A 23,432-nucleotide genomic window follows, 5' to 3' on the forward strand; every position below is an offset into this window, starting at 1 on the left:
GAACTTTTTATCTGGTAACGTGTAGTTCAGGCTTACGCTCTGTTAATCGCATTAAAATGGCGCAGGATATGTTTGGGTGCTGCGATTACTTTGCTGCGAACAGGGTCGAACCATTCGATTTCTTTGGTCACTGCCGCACAGCATTCGTTTCTGGAGTTGAAAAAGTAACTTTCAACCGTGATTTTATCGCCGATACAACACTGTTTCATTTCCACAAAAAAAGGTTCGGTAAACATCAGGTCCTGATACGAAACCAATATATCTTTTCTTTCCTGCAGACCCAGCTGCAAGGCATGGAGCCGCTCTTTTGAAAATCCGTTGGCAAATAAAAAACGATACAGGAGGCGAAGCGTATAGGAAAGGTACGCACTGGTTTCCATAACCATAAAGTCATTGACATCTTCTCCCGAAACAACATAATTTTTGCAGATCATTTCATTTTAGTTTAGGATTCGTAAAAAAAAGAGGTCAGCCGGTATCAACTGACCTCAGGGCACTATTTATTTAACCAGTAAAAAATTGTAATTAACCTTTATTTTATCCGCAATTTTTTTTCGTACCAGGTTGGGTATTTCAATACCATAATCTTCCGGTTTCACCTCAAAAGAACCCATAGCGATAACGCCGTTGGCTGCTTTCGAAACTTTTACCGTTACCGTTATCGGTTTGGTTACGCCGTGAAGGGTAAGGTCTCCCTTTAAAGTAAAATTTTTAGCCGTACTGGTTACTTTCGAAAGATCAAAATCTTCCATTTTACCTTTTAAAGTGGCTTTCGAAAACTTTTCAGATTCCATATAATTTTCATTAAAATGTTCCTCCATTAAAGCCACCTTAAACCGAAAACCTTTGATCAGGACCAAAGCCGCGAAATCCCCGGTAGATTGCTCTAAAACCGCAGAGACACTTTTGTTTTCGGCAGCCACTTCTTCATTGGAAGGTGTAGAAGCCTGAAATTTGATATTCCCCGTTTTGGTGATCAGCTTTTGCGCCCATGTGTCTGTACTTACCGTAATAAGCAACACGAATACGAAGAAATGAATAATTGATTTTTTCATGACCCTAGTTTTCTTTAAGTCCGTCCGTATTCCATTTTACAATCACATCAATATTGGCCTGAGACATTCTTCCTGCCTGAGGCATGATGCCCTGTTGTCCGGTCTGCAACTGAATTCGGTTTAATAAACCACCGTTTTCAACCGCTGCTTTAACCTCCGCATAAGTAGTCAGAGGCCTGAAAGCCGCAGACCTTCCGCTTTGGTGACAGCCGATACAATTGGCATCAATAATTGATTTCGCATTTTTAGTATAACTGCTGGCAGCCACAGGATCCGGATTTGGAGTTCCGGTCGTTGGTGGCGTTTCAATATCCTGATACGTATCAGAATCACTACAGCTTGCAAAAGCAGCCATAAGTAGGGTAAGGGCTATTAGTTTTTTCATAGTTGTTGTTTTTTATTTAGGTTATAAGTTATGAGTTATGTGTTATGGGTTATGGGTTATGGGTTGTGGGTTGTGAGTTATGGGTTATGTGTTATGAATTATGAGTTATGTGTTATGTGTTATGTGTTAGGCGTTTGTAAATCTCTCATTCTCACATTCTCACATTATCACATTATCAAATTATCAAATTATCACATTCTCAAATTCTTCTCTTAAAACACCCTGTACAAGTTAAATCCAAAGAAGAAATCCCCTTTACCCCAGTCACCGGTAGCATTCGTCAGGTACCCGCTCTCACTCATCGATTGTGAATTGGTAAAGATCAGTTGAAAGACATGTCCTCCGGTTTCGACATCCAGGCCTACGGACAATGGATTTTTGTAAAAGTCAGGCGTGTCAAAGTTGTGCATGTACTCTAAATTCACCGATAATCTTTTGGTGATTTTATAACGGCCGCCTCCTCCAAAAGAAAACTGATTGTCGTTTTCGATGGCCGGATTGTACAGGTTTCTATGAATAAAGGAGGGTACTAACTCTAACGATAGTTTTTCACTCACTTTTCGCGATACCAGCAGCTGCTGCACATACGTCATACGATGTTTGAATTCCAAGCCCGGATACTGATCCTCTTCTAAAAAAGTATTGATATCCGCCACACTGTACCCGACAATATCTACCGGGAAACTGGCATCCTGTCTGGCCATTCGGTATTTCACTCCGGTCTCGTACATTTTGTTCAGAGTATGTCTCGAAAGGCTTACGGACAACCAATCGGTAACGCCGTAAATACCACCCAGTTTGGTAGTAGCGTTATCAAGGCCGAAAAAACTGTCAAAACCGTCTTTCACAGTACCGAAACGGTGCGAGACTACAAAATAGAATTCTTTTTTGGCAGCCATTTTAGTGGTCTGTAAAGTAACCAGCTGTAAGGCTTTAAAAGTAGCGGTCGAATAGCTGTCTTCTACCTGAGTAGAATCCAGGTCCTTCAGCAGATCATCCTGCGAATAGGCCATAGTGGCCAGAAAAAGGCAGATTGGGATTAAAAATTTCTTCATAATACGTTTTAATTGTGGGGTTGATTAAGGGTACACTGGTCTAATTTAACTTCCTGAAACAGCTCGTCATATCCAATACATTTGCCTTTAACGCTTACCTTATGATCGAGATGTTTCTCTTTTATTTTCTGGGTAAACAGACAAAAAACAGTATTTTCGAGTGTGATTACCGAATCGGTTTCTTTGGTTACTGCACCGGTGATTTCAATAGTTTTATTGAGATACAGGGCATCTGCTTTTTTGGGATCTTCATTATACGCTTCCAGTAATTTTGTTGCGGTGATATTGAAATCCGCCTTTTCTGAGGCAATATCACGTGCTCCCTTAAAGAGAAACCCGTAATAAAAATAAATACCCGCAGCAGCCACGATCAGTAAAGCCGCAAGTACAAAGGCTGTTCTTTTTCTTTTCATGTTTTTGTTTTAAGTTCAGGTAGCAGTGCTATGTGTTTATTGGAAATTCTGGTGCTTAGATCGCGAGCGGCGAATCTTTTACCGGTACCGGCCAAACGCCCGGAGCAGGGAAACTGATCCCTTTATTGGCGCCTCTTACGCTGGCATCCTGTCCAAAATAATACAAAGGCCAGCCGTTGTACACCAGTTGCGATTTACCAAATACGGTAATTACAGAAAATTTGGTTTTGTCCAGAGTAGAAGGCACTACAATTTTGTCGGTCTCATAGATAGGCCAAACCGCATTGTTGGAGAAATCGGACTTTGTAAAATTGTTTTTCTTGAAATTATCATTTTTATAAGTATACAGTGTGATCCCTTTCGCATCGGTAAAGTAGGTCGTTACACCATCTCCAACCGTGTAATCAGATTTGTAGTTTTTACCATCATGTCCCACCAGCTGGCTTCTGACCAACAGGACGGAATAATCCGGTTTGGCAATAAACCAAACCCCGCCAACTCCGTCACCGGTTGTTTTTCCGGCCGCTTCCGGTACATTCGTTCCGGCACCGCCATACCCGTCACCCGAAGAAAGTGGTGCATAGTAATACAACGGCCAGCCTTTATACGTCAATTGTTTTTTGGCAGAAGCAGTAGTAACCGTTCCAAAATCAGCTAAGGTAAGTCCGGCACCTAATTTGTCGGCAGTTAGGTTATCCACATTAAAAGCAGGCCATACTGCTTCACATCCTCCGGTACAGGAAGGTTTTCCGTTCGCATCCGTGGCAAAAAAATACAAAGACCTTCCGTCCTTATCCGAAAGATAAGCACCTAAAGTAGCACTGGTAGAAAGACTAATTTCTTTTTTGGCTTCGACCACAGGCGGCGTAGTGGTGGGAGTATCACTGTCACTGCTGCAGCTTACAAAAAAAGCTGTTGCGATAAGAGCAACGAATGCGAATGTAATTTGTTTTGATTTCATGGGTTTTAAATTTTAATTGATTTTTTAACGGTTGTTAGTTCTTAGTTGTTGGTTTTTAGTTGTTGGTTTTTAGTCTGTCCAGATAGCTATCGGGATTAGTCTGAGTTCTCTATTCTATTCTCTTTATTCTTTGCTCTCTACTCTATATTCTCACTTTTCAGCACTATGGACTAAGAACTAAGGACTAAGAACTTTTCACATCGAACTAACAACTAATAACAAACAACCAACAACAATAAAACAGCCTTGACGCAGGTTACCCTACCAAAGAATTGATATTTTATTAAAAAAAAGTAAAAAAAGGAAAGTAAAGCTTTACAAAAGATTGAAATACAAGCTTATAGAGAAACCCTAAAACTCACATTTGGAGTTCTTTGCAGGGCGAAGGTTTCCACTTCTTCGATAGAATTGGTTAGGGAACTGATGCGGTAATATTCGCTGATTTCGTTTTTGCGGTTCAGGATATTCAGGATCGAGAGGCCTACTTTGTACTGAATTCCATTGTCGGTTTCCCACTTGTACGTAGAAGAGATATTTACCTGCGAAAAGATGTGCAGGTTGGTATTATTCGGTTTGTTGTAGATCAGTACCGGATCTGAAAGGTCAATTTGCGAAACATCAGTAGAGGTTTTGGGCCTGCCCGAAGACCATTTGGTGCCCAAAGCAATCTTGAAATTGTTTTTCTCGTAAATGGCAGCCCAGGATAACGTATGTGTTAACTCAAAATTGTTCGGAAAAGTAGGGTATTCATAAGCGGGAAAATGATAATTGTTTTTATTGTAGGTATAACTGAGCCAGGTCAGAAAATGGTTTATTTTTTTCTGAATCAGGATTTCCGTTCCCAATACTTCATAATCGCCTGTGGTTCGCACAAACTCCAGCTGGTTCTGAAAACCCTGGCTCGAAGTGGTGATGCCGTTTACTTTTTTATAAAAATTTTCCATACCCAGCAGCCAGTCGTTCTCTTTGTAGAATACATTTAAAGAGAGCTGTTTGCTTCTCTGAATAGGGATGGTGGCGTTATTGGAGATGATCCAGCGCCTTTTTTCAATGCCGAAATAATCTTTCTGCAAATCAATAATCTGTTGGGAGTTTTGACTTTTCAGTTCCCCCAGCAATTCTACATTGACACTTTTACTAATGCCATAACCCAGTTGCAGTCGCGGTTCAATATTGTATTTTTTAAATTTTTCAATATAATTCATACGGACTCCGGCCTTCAGATAGATTCTCGAAAGCGTGTCGTTGTATTTTCCCTCCAGAATTAAGGCATGGGTTCGCAGTACGTCTTTGACCCTGCGATAGAAATCAGGATTGGTGACCTGCTCTAAATTGGTAATCCCCATTTCGTTAAACTGATACCCGTTGTTAAAACTCCATTTAGCCGTAAGCGTATGGTTGTTCTCCATAGTAAGTCCATTATTGTTTACTGTGTTTTCCTGAAGCACGACCTGATTAGCATTGGTCGTTTTCTGGTTGCCCAAAAGTTCATACGCAGAGTTGTAGATATTAATTTTAGTGGTATTAAAGGCATTCCAGTTTCTTTTCCAGGATAAATTCCCGCCATAGTTTTGCTGGCGTAACACATTGTTTTCCGATCGGTTGATGTCGTAAAGTGTCGCACTCTGAAAAACTTCCAGATTGTCTTTAATCGTAATTAAATCCAGTACAATCTGGTCTTTAGTACCTATTTTTTGGGCATATTTTAAGGTAGCATCATAGAAACCGAATTTTTTATCACTTTGGTAATCGACATTCTGGTTTTGGGCAAAATCAGTAATGGTCGTGTTTTGAAATACTTTATTAAAATATTCCTTGTATGTAGGGGTTTCGACAAAATCAGTAATCGATTTACGGGCGGATATTTCAATAAAGCTCTTTTTCGAAAGATTGTACTTCCCGTACACATCGGCATTGATCATATTGATTCCGGCACTAAAGGAATTTTTTTCCGCGGTTTCGGGCGTTGAAGAAATCGCCACGACACTCGAAACACTTTCCCCGTAAAAAGCCGAACTTCCGTTTTTATAAATAGAAATCGTATGTGCCAGATTGGGATTAAAAACCGAGATCAGACCAAAAAAATGCCCGGTCTGGAACATGCGGATCCCGTTCCATAAGAACAAATTCTGATCGTGTGTACCGCCGCGCACGTTGATGCTCGAAACACTTTCGTCCAGACTGTTCACGCCCGGGATTTGCTGCATGGTCTGCAAAGCATCGGGTTCAATAAGTCCCGGCAGGATTCCGAACTTCTTGGGTTTAATTTCAAAGGCGCCATCGGTATTTTTGGAAATTCCCGAAGCCAGCACCGCACTCGCTTTGATTTCTTCGAGCTGCGTAATTTCAGGTTCCAGTACGATTTGGAGACAATTAGCAGCGTCCAAATGATCCGCCGTGATTCTCTGGGTGATAAACCCGACATGACTGATTAGAAAAGTAGCAGCGCTTTTTTGTTCAAATTCAAAATACCCGTTAAAATCCGTGGCAATCTGTGTACTATTCGGTAAGCTGATATTGGCGTTTTCAATCGGTTTATGATCCGTAGCCCCAAAAACATAGCCGCAGATCAGGGGAGCTGAATTTTCTTTTTTGTAAATATTAATAAACCGGTTGCCAATATTCTCAAAAGACAACTGTGTTTTTTGGGACAGGAACTGCAGTTTCTGCGCTAACGAAAGCGATCTTTTGGGCGGATTGCATTGCAGTCCCGTAATAATATCCTCGGTATAGTTAAAACTAACCTGATGCTGTTTTTCAATAGCCACGAGGATTTTTTTAAACGGCATGACTTTTCCCTTGTCCTGCGCAGATAGGGGCAGGACAAGGAAAAAGAAGAGAAACAAAAAATGAAATTGTTTGGGGAGCAACATTTATTTTTCGTCAAAAATTATTTTATGGTTGGAGACTTTCCGGGCCTCTAAATGATAGGTGGTACTAATAATCTGCAAGGCTACCTCCAGGTCATGGGCGGGTAATTTCCCTGTAAACAAGGCCGTTGTATCTTTGGTGTTTAATTCGATAGTAATGTTATATTGCCTTTCGACTTCGTCTAACAGGCTTTTGATGTTTTCCTGATAAAAACTAATCTCGTTGTCCATCCATTCCGGCTGTGAGGTTTGTATGTTTCTTTTGAGCTGTTTTCCATTTTCAAAACGTACTCCCTGTCCATGCGTCAATAGAATTTGCGTATTGCCGTAATTGACCTTGACACGTCCTTCGTAACACACAATATCAAAGCTGTTTTTACGGGCTTTCACGTTAAACTGTGTTCCCAAAACCGTTACTTTTCCCAGATTGGTCTGCACCTCAAAGCGTCGGCCTTTCGCTACTTTAAAATAGGCTTCTCCTTTAAGTTCCAGATGCCTGTTGTTATCCCAGTTCCATTTTTTATACTGTATTTCAGAACCCGAATTCAGGACTACTTCAGAATGATCCGGTAACGAAAAAATAGTTTTTTCGCCAAAACCGGCCGTCTCCGTCTGCTGTACCAGCATTTTCAGCGCAAAGGTAATGCCAAGCGCCAGCACAAAAATAGCCACTGCGCGAAACGCCCATTTTTGATATAAAGGAACTACTTTCGGAGTCACTTTAGGCTGTTTCAGGATATTCGACAACATCGCATTTTCATCCCAGTCCGCTACTTCCAGATGATCGGTATAGTGTTTTATCTTTTTATATTTTTCAAAATCGGGACTGGCTTCAAATTCCGCCAGTTCCTCAGGTGTTAAATCATTGTTCAGCCATTGGGCCAATAAGCGATTCTTTTTCATTGTACTGTATTATATCATTAAAACAATTAGAATTCAATTTACCCTACTTTTTTATAAATCAATTTCTTTACGTAAGCTTAACAGGGCGAGATGAATGCGTTTTTCAACGGCCTTGACGCTAAGGTCCAGCTCCAGGGCAATTTCACTGTATTTTTTTCCGTCAATACGGTGCATCAGAAAAGCGACCCGTTGTTTTTCGTTCAGGTTTTCAATGGCGCGCAAAAGCTTCGCCTGAAACTGTTTTTCCTCCAGCAGGTATTCCGGATTCTCATTCGTTTGATCTGTACCGCTAAAGTTTTTTTCATAGTTCAAAACCACTTTCTGGTGGGCAATAGCGTTCAGACTGCTGTTGTTGGCAATCGTATAAAGATACGACTTTGCTTTTTCCAGCGGTACCGAAGCACAGTTTTGCCAAAGCTTCACAAAAGCTTCCTGCGCCACATCTTCTGCCTGGTCGGTATTACCGAATTTGTACAAAAGAAAATTCCGAAGCGCTTTGACGTGACTTTTGAAGAAAGACGAAAAAATAATCTCATCACAGGTATTGGATTGGTTTTGATCTGGCATTTCCATTTTCAATTGGTATGCTGCAAAAGTATTTGTTTTTAGTATAAGTAGGGTAAAAGCCAATAGGATTGTTTTATAGAGGTATAGAATGCTATTACCTTTTGATAATTTAGTACAGACGAAGGGATCGAAACCTTTGAGGACGAATTTATTAAAAAACAGTTTCTTAATTTTATTACCTTTGTAAAAATATCACTATGTTCCCTTTCCAAAAATATATATCCATCATCCTTGTACTGTTCTTATGCGGCTGTCAGAGCGATTCAGAAGAGCAGGACACCACCGCACCCGGAACAGTGACCAATGCTTCTCCGCTTACGACCTATCTGCAAAGGGTGGCCATGGTACCCACCGTACAGGACAATGTCATCGACGGCTCTACCTACTGTACCATAAAACTCCCGTATACCGTGACGGTCAATAGTGCCACCATTGCGGTCAACACCACTGCCGATTATCAAAAAGTAATCGACAATATCAACGCCGATGCATACGACGATGATGTTGTAAAGATCACTTTTCCCGTAACGATGGTGTATTACAACTACATCCAGAAAGTGATCCCGAACGAAACCGAATTTAAAGACCTAATCGATTACTGGAACATGTACCCGGACCTGTTGTCTAAAATCAACGGACTCAACATCAATTATCCGATCACGATCAATACCTATAACAGCGCGAATCAGATCGCCGGTTCGGTGTCGATTGCCAGCGATCAGGCCTTTTTCAGTTTTATCAAAAACCTGAACGCCAGCCAGTATATCGCCCTGCAATATCCGATCTCGGTTACCGATTACAACAATCAGACAAAAGCCATTACGAACAATACCGAATTCGAAAATGCCATTAAATACGCGATTGATTACTGCCCCGAAAACAACATTACGCCACTTGATTTCACGGCAACCCTGACCGGTGCTTCCTGGGATATTACCTATTATTTTGCCGATTCCGATAAAACGGCTTTGTATAACGGCTATTGCCTGGTCTTTGCTAATGACCAGTCGGTCGTAGCGACTAAAAATGGAATTTCGGAAACCGGACAATGGCAAAGCAGCGTACAGTATGGGGTTAGGGTCTTTCAGCTTACGTTCAGCTCCCCCGAACTCGCCAAATTGAATACGAGCTGGAAGTTGTTTGAGTTTAACAATTCAATAATACGCTTTCGCAATGTCAGTAATGGTACACAGTATCTGTATTTTGAAAAAACTAAAAGCTAATTATTGATTTACTAATTTGAAAAATATTTTACTTATTCTCCGCAAAAAATGTGATGATTAGGGTATTTATTCGCTGCAAATGGAATATCTTCTTTATTCTTTGAATTACAAGAAAAAAAATCATAAATAGCAATTCCACTTTTAATAGCTGTTAATGAAATATTTGATTATTTAAACATTTTAACGAAATCATCAGATATTCTCATGGCACCATCAAATACGTGATGTCCTTGCTCAAAATTAATCCAGTCTTCTATTCTCATTTTATCTGTAAGTTTTGTATTTGATATTTCTAGCATATCTAATATATTATGATAATCCATTAACTGCAATTGCATTGTTCCTAATTTATTTATTTCGTTTTTAGAAATTAAATTGGCATCTTCAATTGCATCTTTTGAGAAATGGTCTTTATTTGAAACTAAAATTCCTGATGGAATACCTCTCGCTAATAAAGTACCGGCAACTTCTCTGATAACTTTTACGCTTTCAGCACCGTTCATGTTTTCTCGCCATTTTATTTGAACTATTGAACTAATTTCATCCCCTTTAATAATATAGCCATCAATCCCTTTATCTTTATATCCACCCACATTTTTAACTTCACAATTTGAATAATCTGACAATAAGTCCATAACAAATTTTTCTGCACGTTTAGGTCCGATATTAGGAAGCTGATCAGGATGTTTTTTTAAATGACTTACAAGATATTCTGTTGTTGAATCTTGTAATGGTACTAATGGTTTATAAATTCCTAACACACCCCGCAGACCAATTTTTGAAGACACATTATCCATTCTGCTGCCTCTGCCTCCCCAAAAACCATAGGTTAGACAAATATATATTTGTTCATTAAAATCTTGAGGACGAGGAGCCATTTTACTTTTACAGATAGGACAAGTTTGAAATTTTAAAATCCTATGAATTTCGTCAATTGCTTTTTCATCTTGTAAGCGATACTCTTTTCTACTTCCATTATCATAAGTTAGAAGGAATTCTGGAGAATTGATAAATTCAGACCAGTTTATGGGATTATCATTTTCAGGTAATTTTATTTCAGTACCAATATGGAAGGGAATCCATTCATCGAAAACTGCTATTCTTGGTTTGTCCATTTTTTTTATTTGACGAAATGGTTAATAAATTTGCTCCGCTCCGCTAAGTTTTCAATGGTAACGCTCCGCAATCCCGAAAGCCTTCGGGACTGACTTTGCGCTCTTTTAACATCAATAAGTGCTTTGGTTTGCTTTTCAGACTGTATTGTGGTAGTCATTGTATTTTTAGGTTATTTTTTCAATTTTTTAATATCTGCCTCAATTTCCTTCAGGCTCTGTTCGATCTCTATTGTTTTTCGAACTTCTTTAAATTTTTCAAATTCCCCGTTAGATTTATCCAATGCCATTTGATGGGTAATTTTTCCGGCATGCGACAGCAATTCTCTTCCGTTGAGCTGCAAAATACTATCCAGGCGCTCTGCCCAGTCTTTCATGTACATGGGAGTTTGTTGTTGCGCCATCGTCTCGGCAAATGCTAAATATTGCTCAACCAGTAGTCCTAAAAGTTTTATTTCATCTTCATTAAGATAATTTTTGGCGATGCTGACATCTGTTTTCTGCACCGCTTTGGCTTCCTTTTTATCAAAAGACTGCATTCCTAATAAGGGTAAAGAGGCATCTACTCTGCGATAGACTAATTCAGCCGCTGTGTTTTGAGAGATTGCCCAGAGAAGTTTGTTTTGTACAATTTTGAAAAACGAAACTGTTTTCTCGTCTTTCGGATCATAATCGATACTTGTGGTGTAAATGTCTTTTATTTTTTGGTAGAAGAACTTTTCGGATATTCGTATCTCACGAATGCGTTGCTGCAATTCGTTAAAATAATTCATTGAAGTACCCGACTTAAAGCGATCATCATTTAGAGCGAAACCTTTTATGATATACTCTTTTAAACGCTGTGTTGCCCAAATCCTGAATTGTGTTCCTTGCTGCGATTTTACTCTATAACCAACAGAAATAATGACATCGAGGTTGTATAGATTTACTTCAACTTCCTGCGTTTTCCCAGCAATAGCACCATGTTGAGTGGTTGTTCGGGATTTCCGAACAACCACATTTTCGATTAATTCTCCTTCTTCAAAAATATTTTTTATATGCTCACTGACTGTTGCTTTAGATTTTTGAAACAATTCACACAATTGCGCTTGCGTTAGCCAAACTGTTTCTTCTTCAAGCCGCACATCAATTTTAATATTGCCTTCCTGATTTTGATATATAAGTATTTCTCCTGTATTCCTATTACGCTGTTCATCCATAAAACTCGTTCCTGTATTCTTTTACTACCCTTTCCGTTACGTTTTCATTGGTAACACTCCGCAATCCCGAAAGCCTTCGGGACTGACTTTGTGCCCTTCAACAAATATAATTGAAAAACCCAAATCTTATAAAGTTTCTGACTTTAAAACTAATTTTCTTATAATATTGTTTAATGTAGGTAAAAAAATAAACGCAGTATAAGAACTAAACTTAAAAAGTCAGTCCCGAAGGCTTTCGGGGTTGCCAGCTTTTCATAAGAAGACTTAGGGAGAAGCAGGGGAAACAATAAATAGAATAGGGAAGAGGCAAAAAATGCTAAATAGTAAAACAAAAAGAGAGACTCCCGGGTCTCTCTTTTTGTTTTGTCATATCTTGTAAAGGTTTATTTTCCTTTTACTAATTTTTCCAGATATTCAATTTTATCTTTTTCGGCTTGTAATAAACGTTCGTAAAGGCTTTTGATTTCTTCTACTGATTCCATTAATTTATCTAAGGGATTGAAAGTGCAATTATAATTAGTTCCGGCATTAACGATACCATTGTCATGATACGTATTGCCAATAATATTTAGTACTGCCTCTTCCGAAAAATTTTTAATGGCCTCCACACTCACACCCAAAGCTTTTGCTACTTCAATCAACTTTTCTTCGTCAATGGTCTCGCTGTTTTCTATAATCGAAACCGCCTGCTGATTGGTTCCCATAGCCTGCGCCAATGCTTCCTGTTTCATGTCTTTTAGTTCGCGAATACGGCTTATTTTTCGCCCGATGTGATTTGGTTTTGTTTGTGTGCTCATAGCTCAAAGATAATAATTACGAATAAAAAAATAACGGTTAGGGAGGATACAATTATTTGGTTGTATGCCTTAACTGTGTGTATGGAACAAAAATACAATTTTTCATACAAGTTTGATTAAAAATATGAGATTTTGGGATGAAGTGATAAGCGGGAGTTTTTCTGATTAATATAATTTGTAGTTTTCTAACTTACCTTCACAACTAAATAGACTTAGAAATGCTAAGATTACTATAAATTTAATTAATGACCTTTATTGCAATATCTATTCATTACTGCCTAAAAAATAAATTGGGTGTAAAGGCAATAGATTCTTTTGTTCATCACTCATTTTAGAATAGTACTCTTGCCATAATGAGGTCAAACGATTAAAATCAATTAATTCAATATGTTCCCTTGATTCTCGCGCTTCTTTTACGGCAGGTTTTGAAAAGGTACCAGAGGTAACAAAAATCCCAACATCCGTATTCCTTTTTAAAGTGCCAGCTAATTTTTGTACCTCGTCGGAAGATACATTATCATTAGGTCTATGTTTTACTTGAACTATTATACGTGGCTGTTTAGTTCCAAGAGGGTCTGTAAAAGCAATAATATCTATTCCTCCGTCTGGTCCTCGTTGTGCTACCTCTGAAATAAAATATCCCATAGCTCGTAATAATTCAGCCACCAAATCTTGAAATTCATATGGATTTTTGTTTATTATAAAATTCCTAATTCCATTAAAAGCATCTTCTTCATAAGAATTCAATATCGCTTCTTGTGCTTGATTTGTATTTTCTATCGTAAAATCTTCTTCAACTATATCTTCTTCTATAACTTCTTTTTTTCTATTTCCATTCCATTGTCGATATAGCTCAGTTGCTGTTTCCAGTAATTTTTCGGGTCCTAATTTTATTGCATTTTCACCTTCTGAAGTAAGAATCCAAGTGCCTTTATTTTTTCTTAAAAATCCGGCTTTCATAGAGTCTATGGTAAAAAAGCGTAAAATGGATTCCCATCTGATATTCCCTGTTTTTTCTAAACGATGGCTTTCATATTCATCAAAAGTAACAGTTTCCCTTATTTTATCTATTACATCCTTACCTCGCATTTCTCCACCATTATTTTTTAGAATTTTAAAGGCGGCAAATATCGTTTTCTCTGCTATTTGTTGTGATTTTGATTTTGGCATAAATAGTTTTATTTATAAAATTTGAGGAATTCCTTGATATAAATTATCAATATTTAATTGAGATATAAGGCTATATGTTTTTTCAGCTTCTTTAAATTTTTGCTCAACCCAGTAAGCTCCTTCTTCGCTTAAAATTACATCAGGTTTTTGCATTAAAACATTTTTCGGATTAATATTCTGTTCTCCATCTAAATATCTTTTTTTTGTACTTCTAAAACATTCATAATCTAAATCTTTTATAAGATCTCCCATCATAGGACAATTACCTAAGTTGGTACTTAGAAATTTCGTTGAATGAATTCTTATATATACCGGATAATAGTCTTTCCATGGAACTCTTGCAATATCTTCTGGACTAGCAATATCCCTATCATCTATATGTCTTCTAGCAATTGCTCTACCAAATATTGCATAATCACCCCCACTTACCATTCTAGCTAAATAAATTATATCCCCATCTTGATAGCGCCTTGGTCTCCCGTTTGATTTTGAAAATGTTACAGCAAAATGACAGTGAGTTCCACTAACTTCTTCTATAATTTCTACATCTCTTTCAGCTCTCTCGTAATTTGTTCCATAAAATTTTATAAAGTAATTTTTTTGTTTTACTACTTTATTTATTATACAAGTTCCATAATCTTCTAATTCTGAACCTGAATTAATAATAACTCTATTATTTAAAATATTAATATTCCATTCATCTATTTTTGGACCTGATAGAATAAAATTATCCAGCTTCCATAATTTACTGAAATACTCAATTGATTCTAGTGTTTTCTTAGGATTATGACTTATCACTCCTAATTCATGATTTCTAAAAAAACCTCCACCTGTAAAATTTGCAGAAGTAATTATAACACTTTTTACATCAAAAATATATGTTTTGCTATGTAGGTCCTTTATTCCTTTTATTTCGGCCCCTTGTGCTAGTAATCTTTTTAAAGCACTTAGGCTTGATACACCTGAACGAAAATCATTAAGATTAAAACGGGTGATCAATTTAATGGTATTTCCTTTCCAATTATTAAGTAAATGGCTTACCATATTATCAGTAACAAAAGGAGAGACAATTTTAATTTCATTTGTTCCCTTAAGTTCTTGTAAAAAAACATTTAACCAATTATCTTGTAAAATTTCCATAATTATAACAATGTTAAGTTTGTTTTTTAATTTTAGCAAAAATAATTAACACTTCTAATGCACAATTTTTTTATTGGATCGATGGATTATGATACTTATATTTTTGATATCTTAATTTTAGTAAATGCTTCCTTTGCTAATAATTCTGTTACTGCTTTATTAAAGTCTTTCTCCCCCATGAATCTGGCAAAAATATCTTCATTTTGATCTATACGTTCCATGAATAGTTGTTGTAAAATACTTTTAAACATCAATGTAAATTTATCTTGTGAATTAGCTTTTGCAGCTAGAATGATATCTTCATCCGCAATTGCTGTTTGTATTATTTGATCGAAAAAATATTGATCTGCCTGATTAAATTCTGTTCCAAATCTATCGTTAACTACATCCACAATTCTTGAAAAAGGAATTTCTTCTTCTCTTACAAATCCAGTGGCTACGTCCGTTGGGCCATCTAATTTATATTCCTTGACGTTGCTTAAACTAATAGATCCTTCACTGATTTTTTGTAATCTATAATATTCTAATCTTATTGAATCATCAAAATTATAATCAAAGCCATTAGTTTTCTTCGGTAATTTACTTGATAAATGCCTCAAGAATACAAATAGCTTTTCGAGATCGGTATCTTGATATGGAATAATTTGACTTAAAAATGCATATAGATTTTTGAAGGCTGTAATTTTGCCTCTCCATAATTCAGCTTCTTCTTCGTTTTTTTTTAAGAATTGTCTGAATTTTTCAACAGGTATATCAAGTATATGGTTCATATCTTCATGATCCTTACTACTTTGTTTTTCTTTAGCTTTAAAATAGATGATTATAAAGGCATCTATATTCTCTACAGTAAAGACATTTGCGAAAAGTAGTTCTTGTTGTATGCGATATAAATTATTAGGATCAGCTTCCTGGCCTAATTCTGCTCCATCATAATAGGTTTTAAAAGCAGCTTGGATTTCATCACGATTATTAACAAAATCTAAAACGAATGTATCTTCTTTTAACGGATGGGTACGATTCAATCGTGATAATGTTTGAACTGCCTGAATTCCTGATAATCTTTTATCAACATACATTGTATGAAGTAATGGTTGATCAAAACCTGTTTGATATTTTTCAGCTACCAAAAGAATATGATAGTCAGAAGTTGAAAATTTTTCAGGAAGATCTTTTTCTTTAATTCCTTTATTCATTTCAACTTCAGTAAACAACTGATCTGGCATTTTATCATCTTTTACCTCACCTGAAAAAGCTACTAAAGATTTTATTTCATAGCCTTTTGATTTAATAATTTCATCAAAACTCTGTTTATAACGAACAGCTTCTAATCTAGAACCTGTAATCACCATTGCTTTAGCTTTTCCACCAATTTTATGCCTTGTTGATTGGTAAAAATGTTCTACCATTATCTCTGTTTTCTGAGCAATATTGTGCGGATGTAATTTCATAAAACGACTTAATGCTTTAGCTGCCTTTTTTCGTTCTACTTTAGGATCTTCTTCAGAGGACTTTATTAATCTATAAAATGTAGCGTATGACGTATAGTTCTTTAGTACATCTAAAATGAAATTTTCTTCAATTGCTTGTCGCATGGTATATTTATGCAGCGGTTCTCCTTTAGATGAAAATAATTTAATTGTTTTATGTTTAGGTGTTGCAGTAAAAGCAAAGAAGCTAATGTTTTTTTGTCGCCCTCTTTTAGCCATATTCCTATACAAAAGCTCCAAAGTTTCTTCTCCATCTTCGTTTGCTTTTTCTTCAGCTGCTCTAGCAAGGTCCTTACCTCCTAAAACTTCTTTTAAATCGGCAGCAGTTTCACCAGATTGTGAACTGTGTGCTTCATCGACTAAAATAGCATAGTTTTTAGTCTTTAACAGACCATTTGTTTCTTCACCTCGTTCTTCAGACAATTTCCTGAGTTGTTCTGTTACAAAAGAAAATTTTTGTAAAGTGGTTATAATTATTGGTACTGAATTTTCCAAAGCTTGGGCTAATTGTTTAGAATTTTTGTCGATTTTTAATACGACGCCTTTTTTATGTTCAAATTGATAAATAGTATCTTGTAATTGTCTATCTAAAACAACACGGTCAGTAATTACAATTACAGAATCAAACAATTTAATATTATCTTCTTTGTGTAAAGATGATAAACGATGTGCAATCCACGCAATTGTGTTGCTTTTTCCACTACCTGCAGAATGCTCAATTAAATAATTACTCCCTACTTCATCGACTAATGAAGTTTGTATCATTTTACGGACTGCTTGTAGTTGATGATAGCGAGGAAAGATTATTGCTTCTTTTTTGATCTTCCTGCCTTCATCTGTAATTCTTTCATCTACTTGTAAGTGAACAAATTTTCCTAAAATTTCCATTAAGCTGTCTTTCTGCAAAATTTCTTTCCATAAATAGGCAGTTTTGTAGCTAGATACTTCTCTATCTACTGGATTACCAGCACCACCTTGATTTCCCTTATTAAAGGGTAAAAAATAAGTGGCATCTTTGGATAATCGAGTAGTCATTTCTACTAAATCAGTATCAGCAGCAAAATGTACAATTGTTCTTTTTTTGAACTCAAAGATTAGTTCTCGGGGATCACGATTATTTTTATATTGATCTATTGCATCTGAAATATCTTGTTGTGATAACTGATTTTTAAGTTCTAGCGTAATTAAAGGAATGCCATTTACACTTAATACCACATCAATTGAATTTTGATTACGTGTACTATAGTACAATTGTCTTGTAATACCAAAGATATTTTTACTATAGCATTCTAAAACTTCTGCATTCATGGAATGAGAAGGCTTAAAATAAGCTAATTGTAATTGTTTTCCATAACATTTGAAACCATGACGAAGAGTAGAAAGAACTCCATTAAGTTCAATCCATTTTGTTAGGTCATGGATAATCTGATTCGCTGTACTATCTCCTAAAATAGAATGTAATTTGTTCCATTCTTTTAATTGGGTTTTTTGGATAAAATCAATTAAGGTTTTAGGAAATAATGCTTTTTCTTTATGATAAGTATTGCTAGTTAATGAAATGAATTCATTTGCTAATAATACATTTTCTATGCTTTCTTCAAATGCTATTTCTTTGGTTTGGGAATTATTCATTTTTTTCTAGCGTATTTTAACTTTTTTTCAATTTTAATAAGGTAAGCCAGATGTTCTATAAGAGCATGTTTTAAAGGAATGCAGAATTCAGCATATTTGCCATTTACTATCTTATCTATATCAGAGATTGCTTGAGTAGTTTTTGCTTTCTTGATTGGGTTAGACTTTCCAATAAAACTTTCAATTGCTAATTTTCTGTCTTCGACAAGAAAATCATGGTTTAATCCTAACAAAATAACAGTTATTTCCCCTCTTACAGTAGTTCCTTCCACTGTTCCCTCTTTGCTATATTTAAAATTATTTTCGCATTTTACTTGCAAAGGCAAAATATAATCTGTGCCATTGTTTATCCAATTATCATCCTTTTTAATTGCTCCAAAATATTTTTCTTTTGGAATACCTTTTGGAGAACTTTTTGGAAAACAAGCCACCATGTTTCCATAATCTAAATCTGAAACAGTTTCTATGCCATCAGCCATGTGTGTTCTGCAAAGTTCTTCTGGTTTTAGATGTTCAATATGACAGCTGTCTAAAGAAATTCTCTTCAAAGTATAGGCGCAGATGTATCCTTGTTCTTTTAATAATGCTTCTTTTATAGGTTTTCTTTCATTTTTACCTAAACTTGAATCGTAGCGTATGTGAATGCCAGCTTTTTCATTTTTTTGTTTAAATTGAATAAAGCTTGCTGGCTCTTGGCCTTTAATTATCCTCCTCATCTTCAAACATTTCAAGATGAGACATTCGGGCCTCAAAAATTACCCATTCTTCAAGATCTAACTTTTCTTTTTTATATTTATTAATCAATGATCTAGCTTCTTCAAATTCTACCTCATTCATTAATTTTTGAACTTTTTTAATAGCTTCTTCAGATTCTTTTATTCTATCATTATCTTCCATAATAAATCTTAAAATCCAATTTATATCTAAACCGTAACTTTTTATAGTTTGATCTACTTCAAAGTTTTTGATAATTTGAATATTTTCTGGAACAACTGATGATATAATCTGAGGAGAATGTGTTGTTGCTATAAATTGGCAATTAGGAAAAGTTCTTTGCAAATCACTGACAATAGTGCGTTGCCATTTTGGGTGTAAATGTAAATCCAGTTCATCAATTAAAATTACAGCTTGTCCAAGTAGAGGATTTTCTAATGATGGGTTTGCTATGCTAAGTCTTCTTGCTATATCGAACACTAATCCTAAGATACTACGTTCTCCATCTGATAATTGTTGAAAGCTGAGTTCCTTCTTATTTTTGACAATACTAAAAGTGTTGTTTTCATTCCTAAGATCCTTAATTACTTTTAAACTTGAAAACTCAGGTAAAAAAGTATAAATAGCTTTTTTTATCGAATGAATCTTATCTAATAAATTAACATTTTCTTTCGCTAACTCTTCTTGTGCAATAAACCAATCCGCAAATAAACGTAGAGCAAATTCTCTCTTCGAATTTAAAGCTTCCGCAAACGCAACGGCTTTACCACCTACTGTTTGACTTTTTGTAGGTTTTTCTTCGTTCATTAAAGAACGGTGAGAAGAATAAAAAATACCTAATGGTTGATTTAAAATTTCTTTATAATCTTTAGGGATATCTGGTTTAAATTCAGATCGATTTTTCACATCGAATGTTTGTGCTCTAATATTCTCTGTATTGACAATTTTTGTTTTTTCTTTATGTTTTGCTATCATAAATGAAAATTTTTCTTCATCAAAACTTATTATTGCGTCTAATTGTAAGTTCTCTTTCTCAATTTGTATGTCGTAAAGATCAAACGATTCTTTTTTGTTTTTCGACAGAGTAGCTTCTGGTAATAAATGGGACAGAACTACTCTTAAACTTTCCAAAACAGTAGTTTTACCGACACCATTTATACCAACAATAAGGTTAAAACCAAGCTGAAAATTTAACTTTGCATGTGTAAACCCACGGATATTAGTTAACTCTAAAGAATGTATTTTCATAATTTTTATAAGTTTAATTCACCATTAATTGCTTCTAATATAATTGCAGTTCGTTTTTCTTTTAAAAGGTTTTTAGCTTTTCTTACTTTATTTACAATTGAGTCAAATTTTGAGAATTCTTTTTCTATAAAGTCTACGATATCCTTTTGTTGCTCGAAAGAAGGAAAAGGTATCCAAAAATTTTTAATATTCTCAAACGAAACAGCTTCTCTACCACCTCCATATTGCAATAAATCAATTTGAAACTGTCCTACAAATGATATAAGTACAAAATGTAAATACTTATAAAAAATTTTATCATTTACACGTATAATGCATACATGTTGATTGATATTAGCTTCAACTTCTAGATTATAATAATAACATCTTCCAATTGACCCCCCGGTTATATTTAATAATATATCGCCTTTTTTTACTTGAGAAGATTTCATATTATTATGAATATTTTCCGGTATATATGTTTCATCATCTAGATGTAGTCTGTCATTATATATATTCTGGCTTCTTAAAAATAATATACCTTCATCTGTATAGACTTCCGCCCCGCCAGATGGAGTAACTCCGCTTCCTACTTTACTCGTTAGAAATTTTAATCTTTCTACCCTCCAGTTTTCAGAAACATTGCCGAGCCAGTTAATTCCGGAATTCTTTAAAAAATCTTCCGAATTTAAGTCTCTGGTTACGCACTGGTTAATTACAGCTTTTTTCTTTTCTTCGAGAAGATCTATTAATTTTTTTTTCTTTTCAATTAAACTATCTATTTTTCTTATTTCTTTATCTAGATAATTAACAATTTTATTTTGTTCAAACAAACTTGGAATTTTAGCTTTATTATTAAAATAATCTTCAATATCCAAATTCTGAATTCCAGTAGTTTGTTTTATTGACTTAACAACTGTTCTGTTTTTCCATAAACTATACAAAATGTAGGTTATAAAACTAGGTATAACAATCTCATTATTAGGTCTTAGTAAATCTAGAAAATTTGAACATAAAGCTTCCTTTTCTATTACAAATTTAGCAACTCTTCCTACTGGTTGGTTTTCTCCACCTCCAGACTTTTCTATAATAATGTCACCTTGTTTAAGTTTTCTTGAAATTAACTCTTGAAACGAAAATGAACGATAAGTTAAGTCATTAAGTTTATGACGAAATTGATCAGTTATTATATCGGCTGCACGCAAACATATTTTAGCATTTTCATCAGGCTCTACACCCCATGCACCACCAATTCTTTTTACAAACAAATGTTTTATACGATATTCTTTTGATAAACTCATTATAATGTATCTTGAATCATTTTAAGTATTTCTTCTTCAATCTGACTTAATTCTTTATTAATTATTTCTAAAGAACGATTTTCGCTATTTTTAAAGAAATAACGATTAAAATTGATTTCATAACCTATTTTGTCTTTTGAATTATCCATCCAGGCATCTGTAACAAAAGGTAAAACTTCCTTTTTGAAATATTCGTTAATCTTTATTTTTAAAGGGATATTTTCAAAATCTCTCAAATCAGTGTCAGCTTCAAAGTCGGATTTCCCTTTTAATACTTTTTCTGCCTCAGGATCTTTTTCTGTAAATACTGAACGGAATAATGCTATTTCCTTAGCTGACCATTTTTGGTTGCTTATTTTTTTTATGTTTATTAAAACTTTATTCCAATCTCTTAGTTCTTGTCTACCTAATTTTTTATCGATTGATTGTAGGTCATCAAGCAAATGCGGACAAGCGTCTAAGAAAGATGACTTTCTTTCTAATGACATTTGGTACTTTAAACGTAATGGACGATCCACGGTTACACGAGTAAAACCAAAATCTTTATTATCAAGTAATTTTGAGTTTTTTGAATTGACAAATTGACCATACTCCTCAATAATCTGAGCTATTTGATTTGGTTCGTTTACATGAATAATTCCATCATCAACGTCACCTTCTCCAATTTTTCTGCGTTTACTTCCTTGGCTTTTGCGCATTGAGATGTAAAATTCTCGCGCGTCAAATAATTGAATTTTTCCTTTTCGGTTTGGTGTTTTTCGATTGGTCAATATCCAAATATAAGTGGTTATTCCAGTGTTATAAAACATTTGTTCGGGTAAAGCAATTATTCCTTCTAACCAATCATTTTCGATTATCCATTTACGTATGTCACTTTCGCCAGATCCCGCTCCACCAGAAAACATAGGAGAACCACTAAATACAACAGCTAATCGAGAGCCATGTTTTTTATCTTTAGGATTATATGGTTCAAATTTACTGATCATATGTTGCAAAAACAATAAAGCACCATCGTTTACACGAGGTAAGCCCGCTTCGAAACGCCCTGTTTTATCACGATCAATTTGTGGTTTTTGCTTTTTCCAATCAACACCAAAAGGAGGATTTGCAATTAGATAATCAAATGTATCATCTTTAAATTGATCATTAATTAAAGTATCTCCAAATTTTATTTCTCCCTGATCCTGATTATATTTCCCAATACTATCAGACTTATCCATTTTTATCAGTAAATCCGCTGCTGCTGTTGCAAACGCTCTTTTGTTGTATTCTTGTCCATATGTTGCTAAAATAGCTTCACTATTTAGTTTTTTAACATAATTCTTAGCTTCGGATAACATTCCTCCCGTACCACAAGTAGGATCTAAAATTTTGCGTAATTCATACTTATTGATTAAGAAAGAGTCATCATCAATAAATAATAAATTTACCATTAATTTAATAATTTCACGTGGTGTAAAGTGATCACCAGCTGTTTCATTTGCTAATTCGTTGAAACGACGAATAAGATTTTCAAAAATTAAACCCATATCTCTGTTTTTAACAAAATCAGGATGTAAATTAACTTTTGCAAATTCCGAAACGATTAAATATAAAATATTAGCATCATTCATCGCAAAAATTTCTTTTTCAAAATCGAAGAACTCAAAAATTTGTCTCACATTTGTTGAAAATCCATTAATGTAGCTTACCAAATCCTGCGCAATACTATCAGGAGCTCCTTTAAGTTTATCAAATGTAAATGGGGAAGTATTGTAGAATTTTTGATCTGTTATTTTTTCAAGTTTGGAACTTAAAATTGAAGATGGGATATCATTTTTGTATTTTAATTTTAAAATCTCAAATTCTTCGAGAACTTTAGATTTTGTGTCTTCCAATACAGAATCAAATCGACGTAAAACAGTCATTGGTAGCATTACACGCTCATATTGTGGGGGCCTGTAAGGCCCACGTAATAAGTCTGCAATATCCCAAATAAATTTTATGTGTTGTTGATGTGTAGTCATTTAATTATTTCGTTTGTTTTTAGAATGATTTTCCATTTATTATTCACGACTCCATTTTGTTAACTCAAGTGAAAAATATGTTCACTGTTATTGCTAGCAACAATAATTGTCAGCCATTTTTAATCTAATATTGAGGAAGCACATTTCAGCAAACTTACAGTTTTTAAGTAAATTTTCGTTAGTAATTTATAATTTAATAGGAAGTTTTGATTTCT

Annotated in this window: 21 protein-coding genes; 1 reads left to right on the forward strand and 20 read right to left on the reverse strand. The window is 35.0% G+C overall.

Annotated features, from left to right (window positions below; translation table 11 throughout):
- Positions 1-32: 32 nt before the first annotated feature.
- The 9 genes from HAV12_RS10125 to HAV12_RS10165 all read right to left on the reverse strand — a co-directional run bounded on the left by HAV12_RS10125 (position 33) and on the right by HAV12_RS10165 (position 8,209).
- Entirely contained in the window at positions 33-434 is a 402-nt protein-coding gene (locus HAV12_RS10125) for a hypothetical protein (protein ID WP_171569533.1), read from the reverse strand.
- A 66-nt stretch (positions 435-500) separates the two neighbouring features.
- Complete coding sequence (locus HAV12_RS10130) at positions 501-1,055, reverse strand: YceI family protein (RefSeq protein ID WP_171569534.1); 555 nt, start codon at positions 1,053-1,055, stop codon at positions 501-503.
- Positions 1,056-1,059: 4 nt separating this feature from the next.
- Positions 1,060-1,440 (reverse strand): cytochrome c, encoded by a 381-nt coding sequence (locus HAV12_RS10135; RefSeq protein WP_171569535.1) that lies wholly within the window; start codon positions 1,438-1,440, stop codon positions 1,060-1,062.
- A 212-nt stretch (positions 1,441-1,652) separates the two neighbouring features.
- The gene (locus HAV12_RS10140) at positions 1,653-2,495 is read right to left on the reverse strand and encodes a DUF5777 family beta-barrel protein (protein ID WP_171569536.1); all 843 of its coding nucleotides are present in this window, start codon (positions 2,493-2,495) and stop codon (positions 1,653-1,655) included.
- An 8-nt stretch (positions 2,496-2,503) separates the two neighbouring features.
- Positions 2,504-2,908: a hypothetical protein gene (locus tag HAV12_RS10145; protein WP_171569537.1), complete on the reverse strand. Its 405-nt coding sequence runs from the start codon at positions 2,906-2,908 to the stop codon at positions 2,504-2,506.
- Between the two features lie 55 nt (positions 2,909-2,963).
- On the reverse strand, positions 2,964-3,869 hold the full coding sequence (locus HAV12_RS10150) for a hypothetical protein (protein WP_171569538.1): 906 nt from the start codon (positions 3,867-3,869) through the stop codon (positions 2,964-2,966).
- A gap of 338 nt (positions 3,870-4,207) precedes the next feature.
- Positions 4,208-6,637: a TonB-dependent receptor gene (locus HAV12_RS10155; protein ID WP_240345260.1), complete on the reverse strand. Its 2,430-nt coding sequence runs from the start codon at positions 6,635-6,637 to the stop codon at positions 4,208-4,210.
- 105 nt (positions 6,638-6,742) lie between these two features.
- Positions 6,743-7,642 (reverse strand): FecR family protein, encoded by a 900-nt coding sequence (locus tag HAV12_RS10160; protein WP_171569540.1) that lies wholly within the window; start codon positions 7,640-7,642, stop codon positions 6,743-6,745.
- Positions 7,643-7,693: 51 nt separating this feature from the next.
- Positions 7,694-8,209, reverse strand: a complete 516-nt coding sequence (locus HAV12_RS10165; RefSeq protein WP_171571664.1) for an RNA polymerase sigma factor — start codon at positions 8,207-8,209, stop codon at positions 7,694-7,696.
- Between the two features lie 197 nt (positions 8,210-8,406).
- On the opposite strand from HAV12_RS10165, the gene HAV12_RS10170 reads away from it, so the two are divergent.
- Complete coding sequence (locus tag HAV12_RS10170; protein WP_171569541.1) at positions 8,407-9,432, forward strand: hypothetical protein; 1,026 nt, start codon at positions 8,407-8,409, stop codon at positions 9,430-9,432.
- Positions 9,433-9,599: 167 nt separating this feature from the next.
- On the opposite strand, the gene HAV12_RS10175 is transcribed toward HAV12_RS10170, so the two are convergent.
- From HAV12_RS10175 to HAV12_RS10225, 11 genes are all read right to left on the reverse strand, one after another.
- Complete coding sequence (locus HAV12_RS10175) at positions 9,600-10,547, reverse strand: restriction endonuclease (protein ID WP_171569542.1); 948 nt, start codon at positions 10,545-10,547, stop codon at positions 9,600-9,602.
- Positions 10,548-10,552: 5 nt separating this feature from the next.
- Positions 10,553-10,705, reverse strand: coding sequence for a hypothetical protein (locus HAV12_RS10180; RefSeq protein ID WP_171569543.1), 153 nt, complete (start codon positions 10,703-10,705; stop codon positions 10,553-10,555).
- Between the two features lie 12 nt (positions 10,706-10,717).
- Positions 10,718-11,743, reverse strand: a complete 1,026-nt coding sequence (locus HAV12_RS10185) for a virulence RhuM family protein (protein ID WP_171569544.1) — start codon at positions 11,741-11,743, stop codon at positions 10,718-10,720.
- Between the two features lie 383 nt (positions 11,744-12,126).
- On the reverse strand, positions 12,127-12,540 hold the full coding sequence (locus HAV12_RS10190) for a helix-turn-helix domain-containing protein (protein ID WP_171569545.1): 414 nt from the start codon (positions 12,538-12,540) through the stop codon (positions 12,127-12,129).
- A gap of 264 nt (positions 12,541-12,804) precedes the next feature.
- Positions 12,805-13,710: a restriction endonuclease gene (locus tag HAV12_RS10195; RefSeq protein WP_171569546.1), complete on the reverse strand. Its 906-nt coding sequence runs from the start codon at positions 13,708-13,710 to the stop codon at positions 12,805-12,807.
- 12 nt (positions 13,711-13,722) lie between these two features.
- Positions 13,723-14,850, reverse strand: coding sequence for a phospholipase D family protein (locus HAV12_RS10200; protein WP_171569547.1), 1,128 nt, complete (start codon positions 14,848-14,850; stop codon positions 13,723-13,725).
- 95 nt (positions 14,851-14,945) lie between these two features.
- Positions 14,946-17,969 (reverse strand): type I restriction endonuclease subunit R, encoded by a 3,024-nt coding sequence (locus HAV12_RS10205; RefSeq protein WP_171569548.1) that lies wholly within the window; start codon positions 17,967-17,969, stop codon positions 14,946-14,948.
- Positions 17,966-18,685 (reverse strand): retron system putative HNH endonuclease, encoded by a 720-nt coding sequence (locus tag HAV12_RS10210; RefSeq protein ID WP_171569549.1) that lies wholly within the window; start codon positions 18,683-18,685, stop codon positions 17,966-17,968. Before HAV12_RS10210 ends, HAV12_RS10205 begins: the two co-directional genes overlap by 4 nt.
- A complete protein-coding gene (locus HAV12_RS10215) occupies positions 18,669-19,931 on the reverse strand; it encodes an AAA family ATPase (RefSeq protein WP_171569550.1) in 1,263 nt (420 codons plus the stop codon). Before HAV12_RS10215 ends, HAV12_RS10210 begins: the two co-directional genes overlap by 17 nt.
- Before the next feature lie 5 nt (positions 19,932-19,936).
- Positions 19,937-21,211 (reverse strand): restriction endonuclease subunit S, encoded by a 1,275-nt coding sequence (locus HAV12_RS10220; protein WP_171569551.1) that lies wholly within the window; start codon positions 21,209-21,211, stop codon positions 19,937-19,939.
- A complete protein-coding gene (locus tag HAV12_RS10225; RefSeq protein ID WP_171569552.1) occupies positions 21,211-23,217 on the reverse strand; it encodes a class I SAM-dependent DNA methyltransferase in 2,007 nt (668 codons plus the stop codon). Before HAV12_RS10225 ends, HAV12_RS10220 begins: the two co-directional genes overlap by 1 nt.
- Between the last annotated feature and the right edge of the window lie 215 nt (positions 23,218-23,432).

Origin of the sequence: Flavobacterium sp. CLA17, from assembly GCF_013112255.2 — a bacterium.
GTDB classification, from domain to species: domain Bacteria; phylum Bacteroidota; class Bacteroidia; order Flavobacteriales; family Flavobacteriaceae; genus Flavobacterium; species Flavobacterium circumlabens.

Excerpts from the sequence above, each read along its gene's own strand:
- HAV12_RS10125 (WP_171569533.1), bottom strand. The coding sequence starts at position 434 with ATGATCTGCAAAAATTATGTTGTTTCGGGAGAAGATGTCAATGACTTT.
- HAV12_RS10130 (WP_171569534.1), bottom strand. The coding sequence starts at position 1,055 with ATGAAAAAATCAATTATTCATTTCTTCGTATTCGTGTTGCTTATTACG.
- HAV12_RS10135 (WP_171569535.1), bottom strand. The coding sequence starts at position 1,440 with ATGAAAAAACTAATAGCCCTTACCCTACTTATGGCTGCTTTTGCAAGC.
- HAV12_RS10140 (WP_171569536.1), bottom strand. The coding sequence starts at position 2,495 with ATGAAGAAATTTTTAATCCCAATCTGCCTTTTTCTGGCCACTATGGCC.
- HAV12_RS10145 (WP_171569537.1), bottom strand. The coding sequence starts at position 2,908 with ATGAAAAGAAAAAGAACAGCCTTTGTACTTGCGGCTTTACTGATCGTG.
- HAV12_RS10150 (WP_171569538.1), bottom strand. The coding sequence starts at position 3,869 with ATGAAATCAAAACAAATTACATTCGCATTCGTTGCTCTTATCGCAACA.
- HAV12_RS10160 (WP_171569540.1), bottom strand. The coding sequence starts at position 7,642 with ATGAAAAAGAATCGCTTATTGGCCCAATGGCTGAACAATGATTTAACA.
- HAV12_RS10165 (WP_171571664.1), bottom strand. The coding sequence starts at position 8,209 with ATGCCAGATCAAAACCAATCCAATACCTGTGATGAGATTATTTTTTCG.
- HAV12_RS10170 (WP_171569541.1), top strand. The coding sequence starts at position 8,407 with ATGTTCCCTTTCCAAAAATATATATCCATCATCCTTGTACTGTTCTTA.
- HAV12_RS10175 (WP_171569542.1), bottom strand. The coding sequence starts at position 10,547 with ATGGACAAACCAAGAATAGCAGTTTTCGATGAATGGATTCCCTTCCAT.
- HAV12_RS10180 (WP_171569543.1), bottom strand. The coding sequence starts at position 10,705 with ATGACTACCACAATACAGTCTGAAAAGCAAACCAAAGCACTTATTGAT.
- HAV12_RS10185 (WP_171569544.1), bottom strand. The coding sequence starts at position 11,743 with ATGGATGAACAGCGTAATAGGAATACAGGAGAAATACTTATATATCAA.
- HAV12_RS10190 (WP_171569545.1), bottom strand. The coding sequence starts at position 12,540 with ATGAGCACACAAACAAAACCAAATCACATCGGGCGAAAAATAAGCCGT.
- HAV12_RS10195 (WP_171569546.1), bottom strand. The coding sequence starts at position 13,710 with ATGCCAAAATCAAAATCACAACAAATAGCAGAGAAAACGATATTTGCC.
- HAV12_RS10200 (WP_171569547.1), bottom strand. The coding sequence starts at position 14,850 with ATGGAAATTTTACAAGATAATTGGTTAAATGTTTTTTTACAAGAACTT.
- HAV12_RS10205 (WP_171569548.1), bottom strand. The coding sequence starts at position 17,969 with ATGAATAATTCCCAAACCAAAGAAATAGCATTTGAAGAAAGCATAGAA.
- HAV12_RS10210 (WP_171569549.1), bottom strand. The coding sequence starts at position 18,685 with ATGAGGAGGATAATTAAAGGCCAAGAGCCAGCAAGCTTTATTCAATTT.
- HAV12_RS10215 (WP_171569550.1), bottom strand. The coding sequence starts at position 19,931 with ATGAAAATACATTCTTTAGAGTTAACTAATATCCGTGGGTTTACACAT.
- HAV12_RS10220 (WP_171569551.1), bottom strand. The coding sequence starts at position 21,211 with ATGAGTTTATCAAAAGAATATCGTATAAAACATTTGTTTGTAAAAAGA.
- HAV12_RS10225 (WP_171569552.1), bottom strand. The coding sequence starts at position 23,217 with ATGACTACACATCAACAACACATAAAATTTATTTGGGATATTGCAGAC.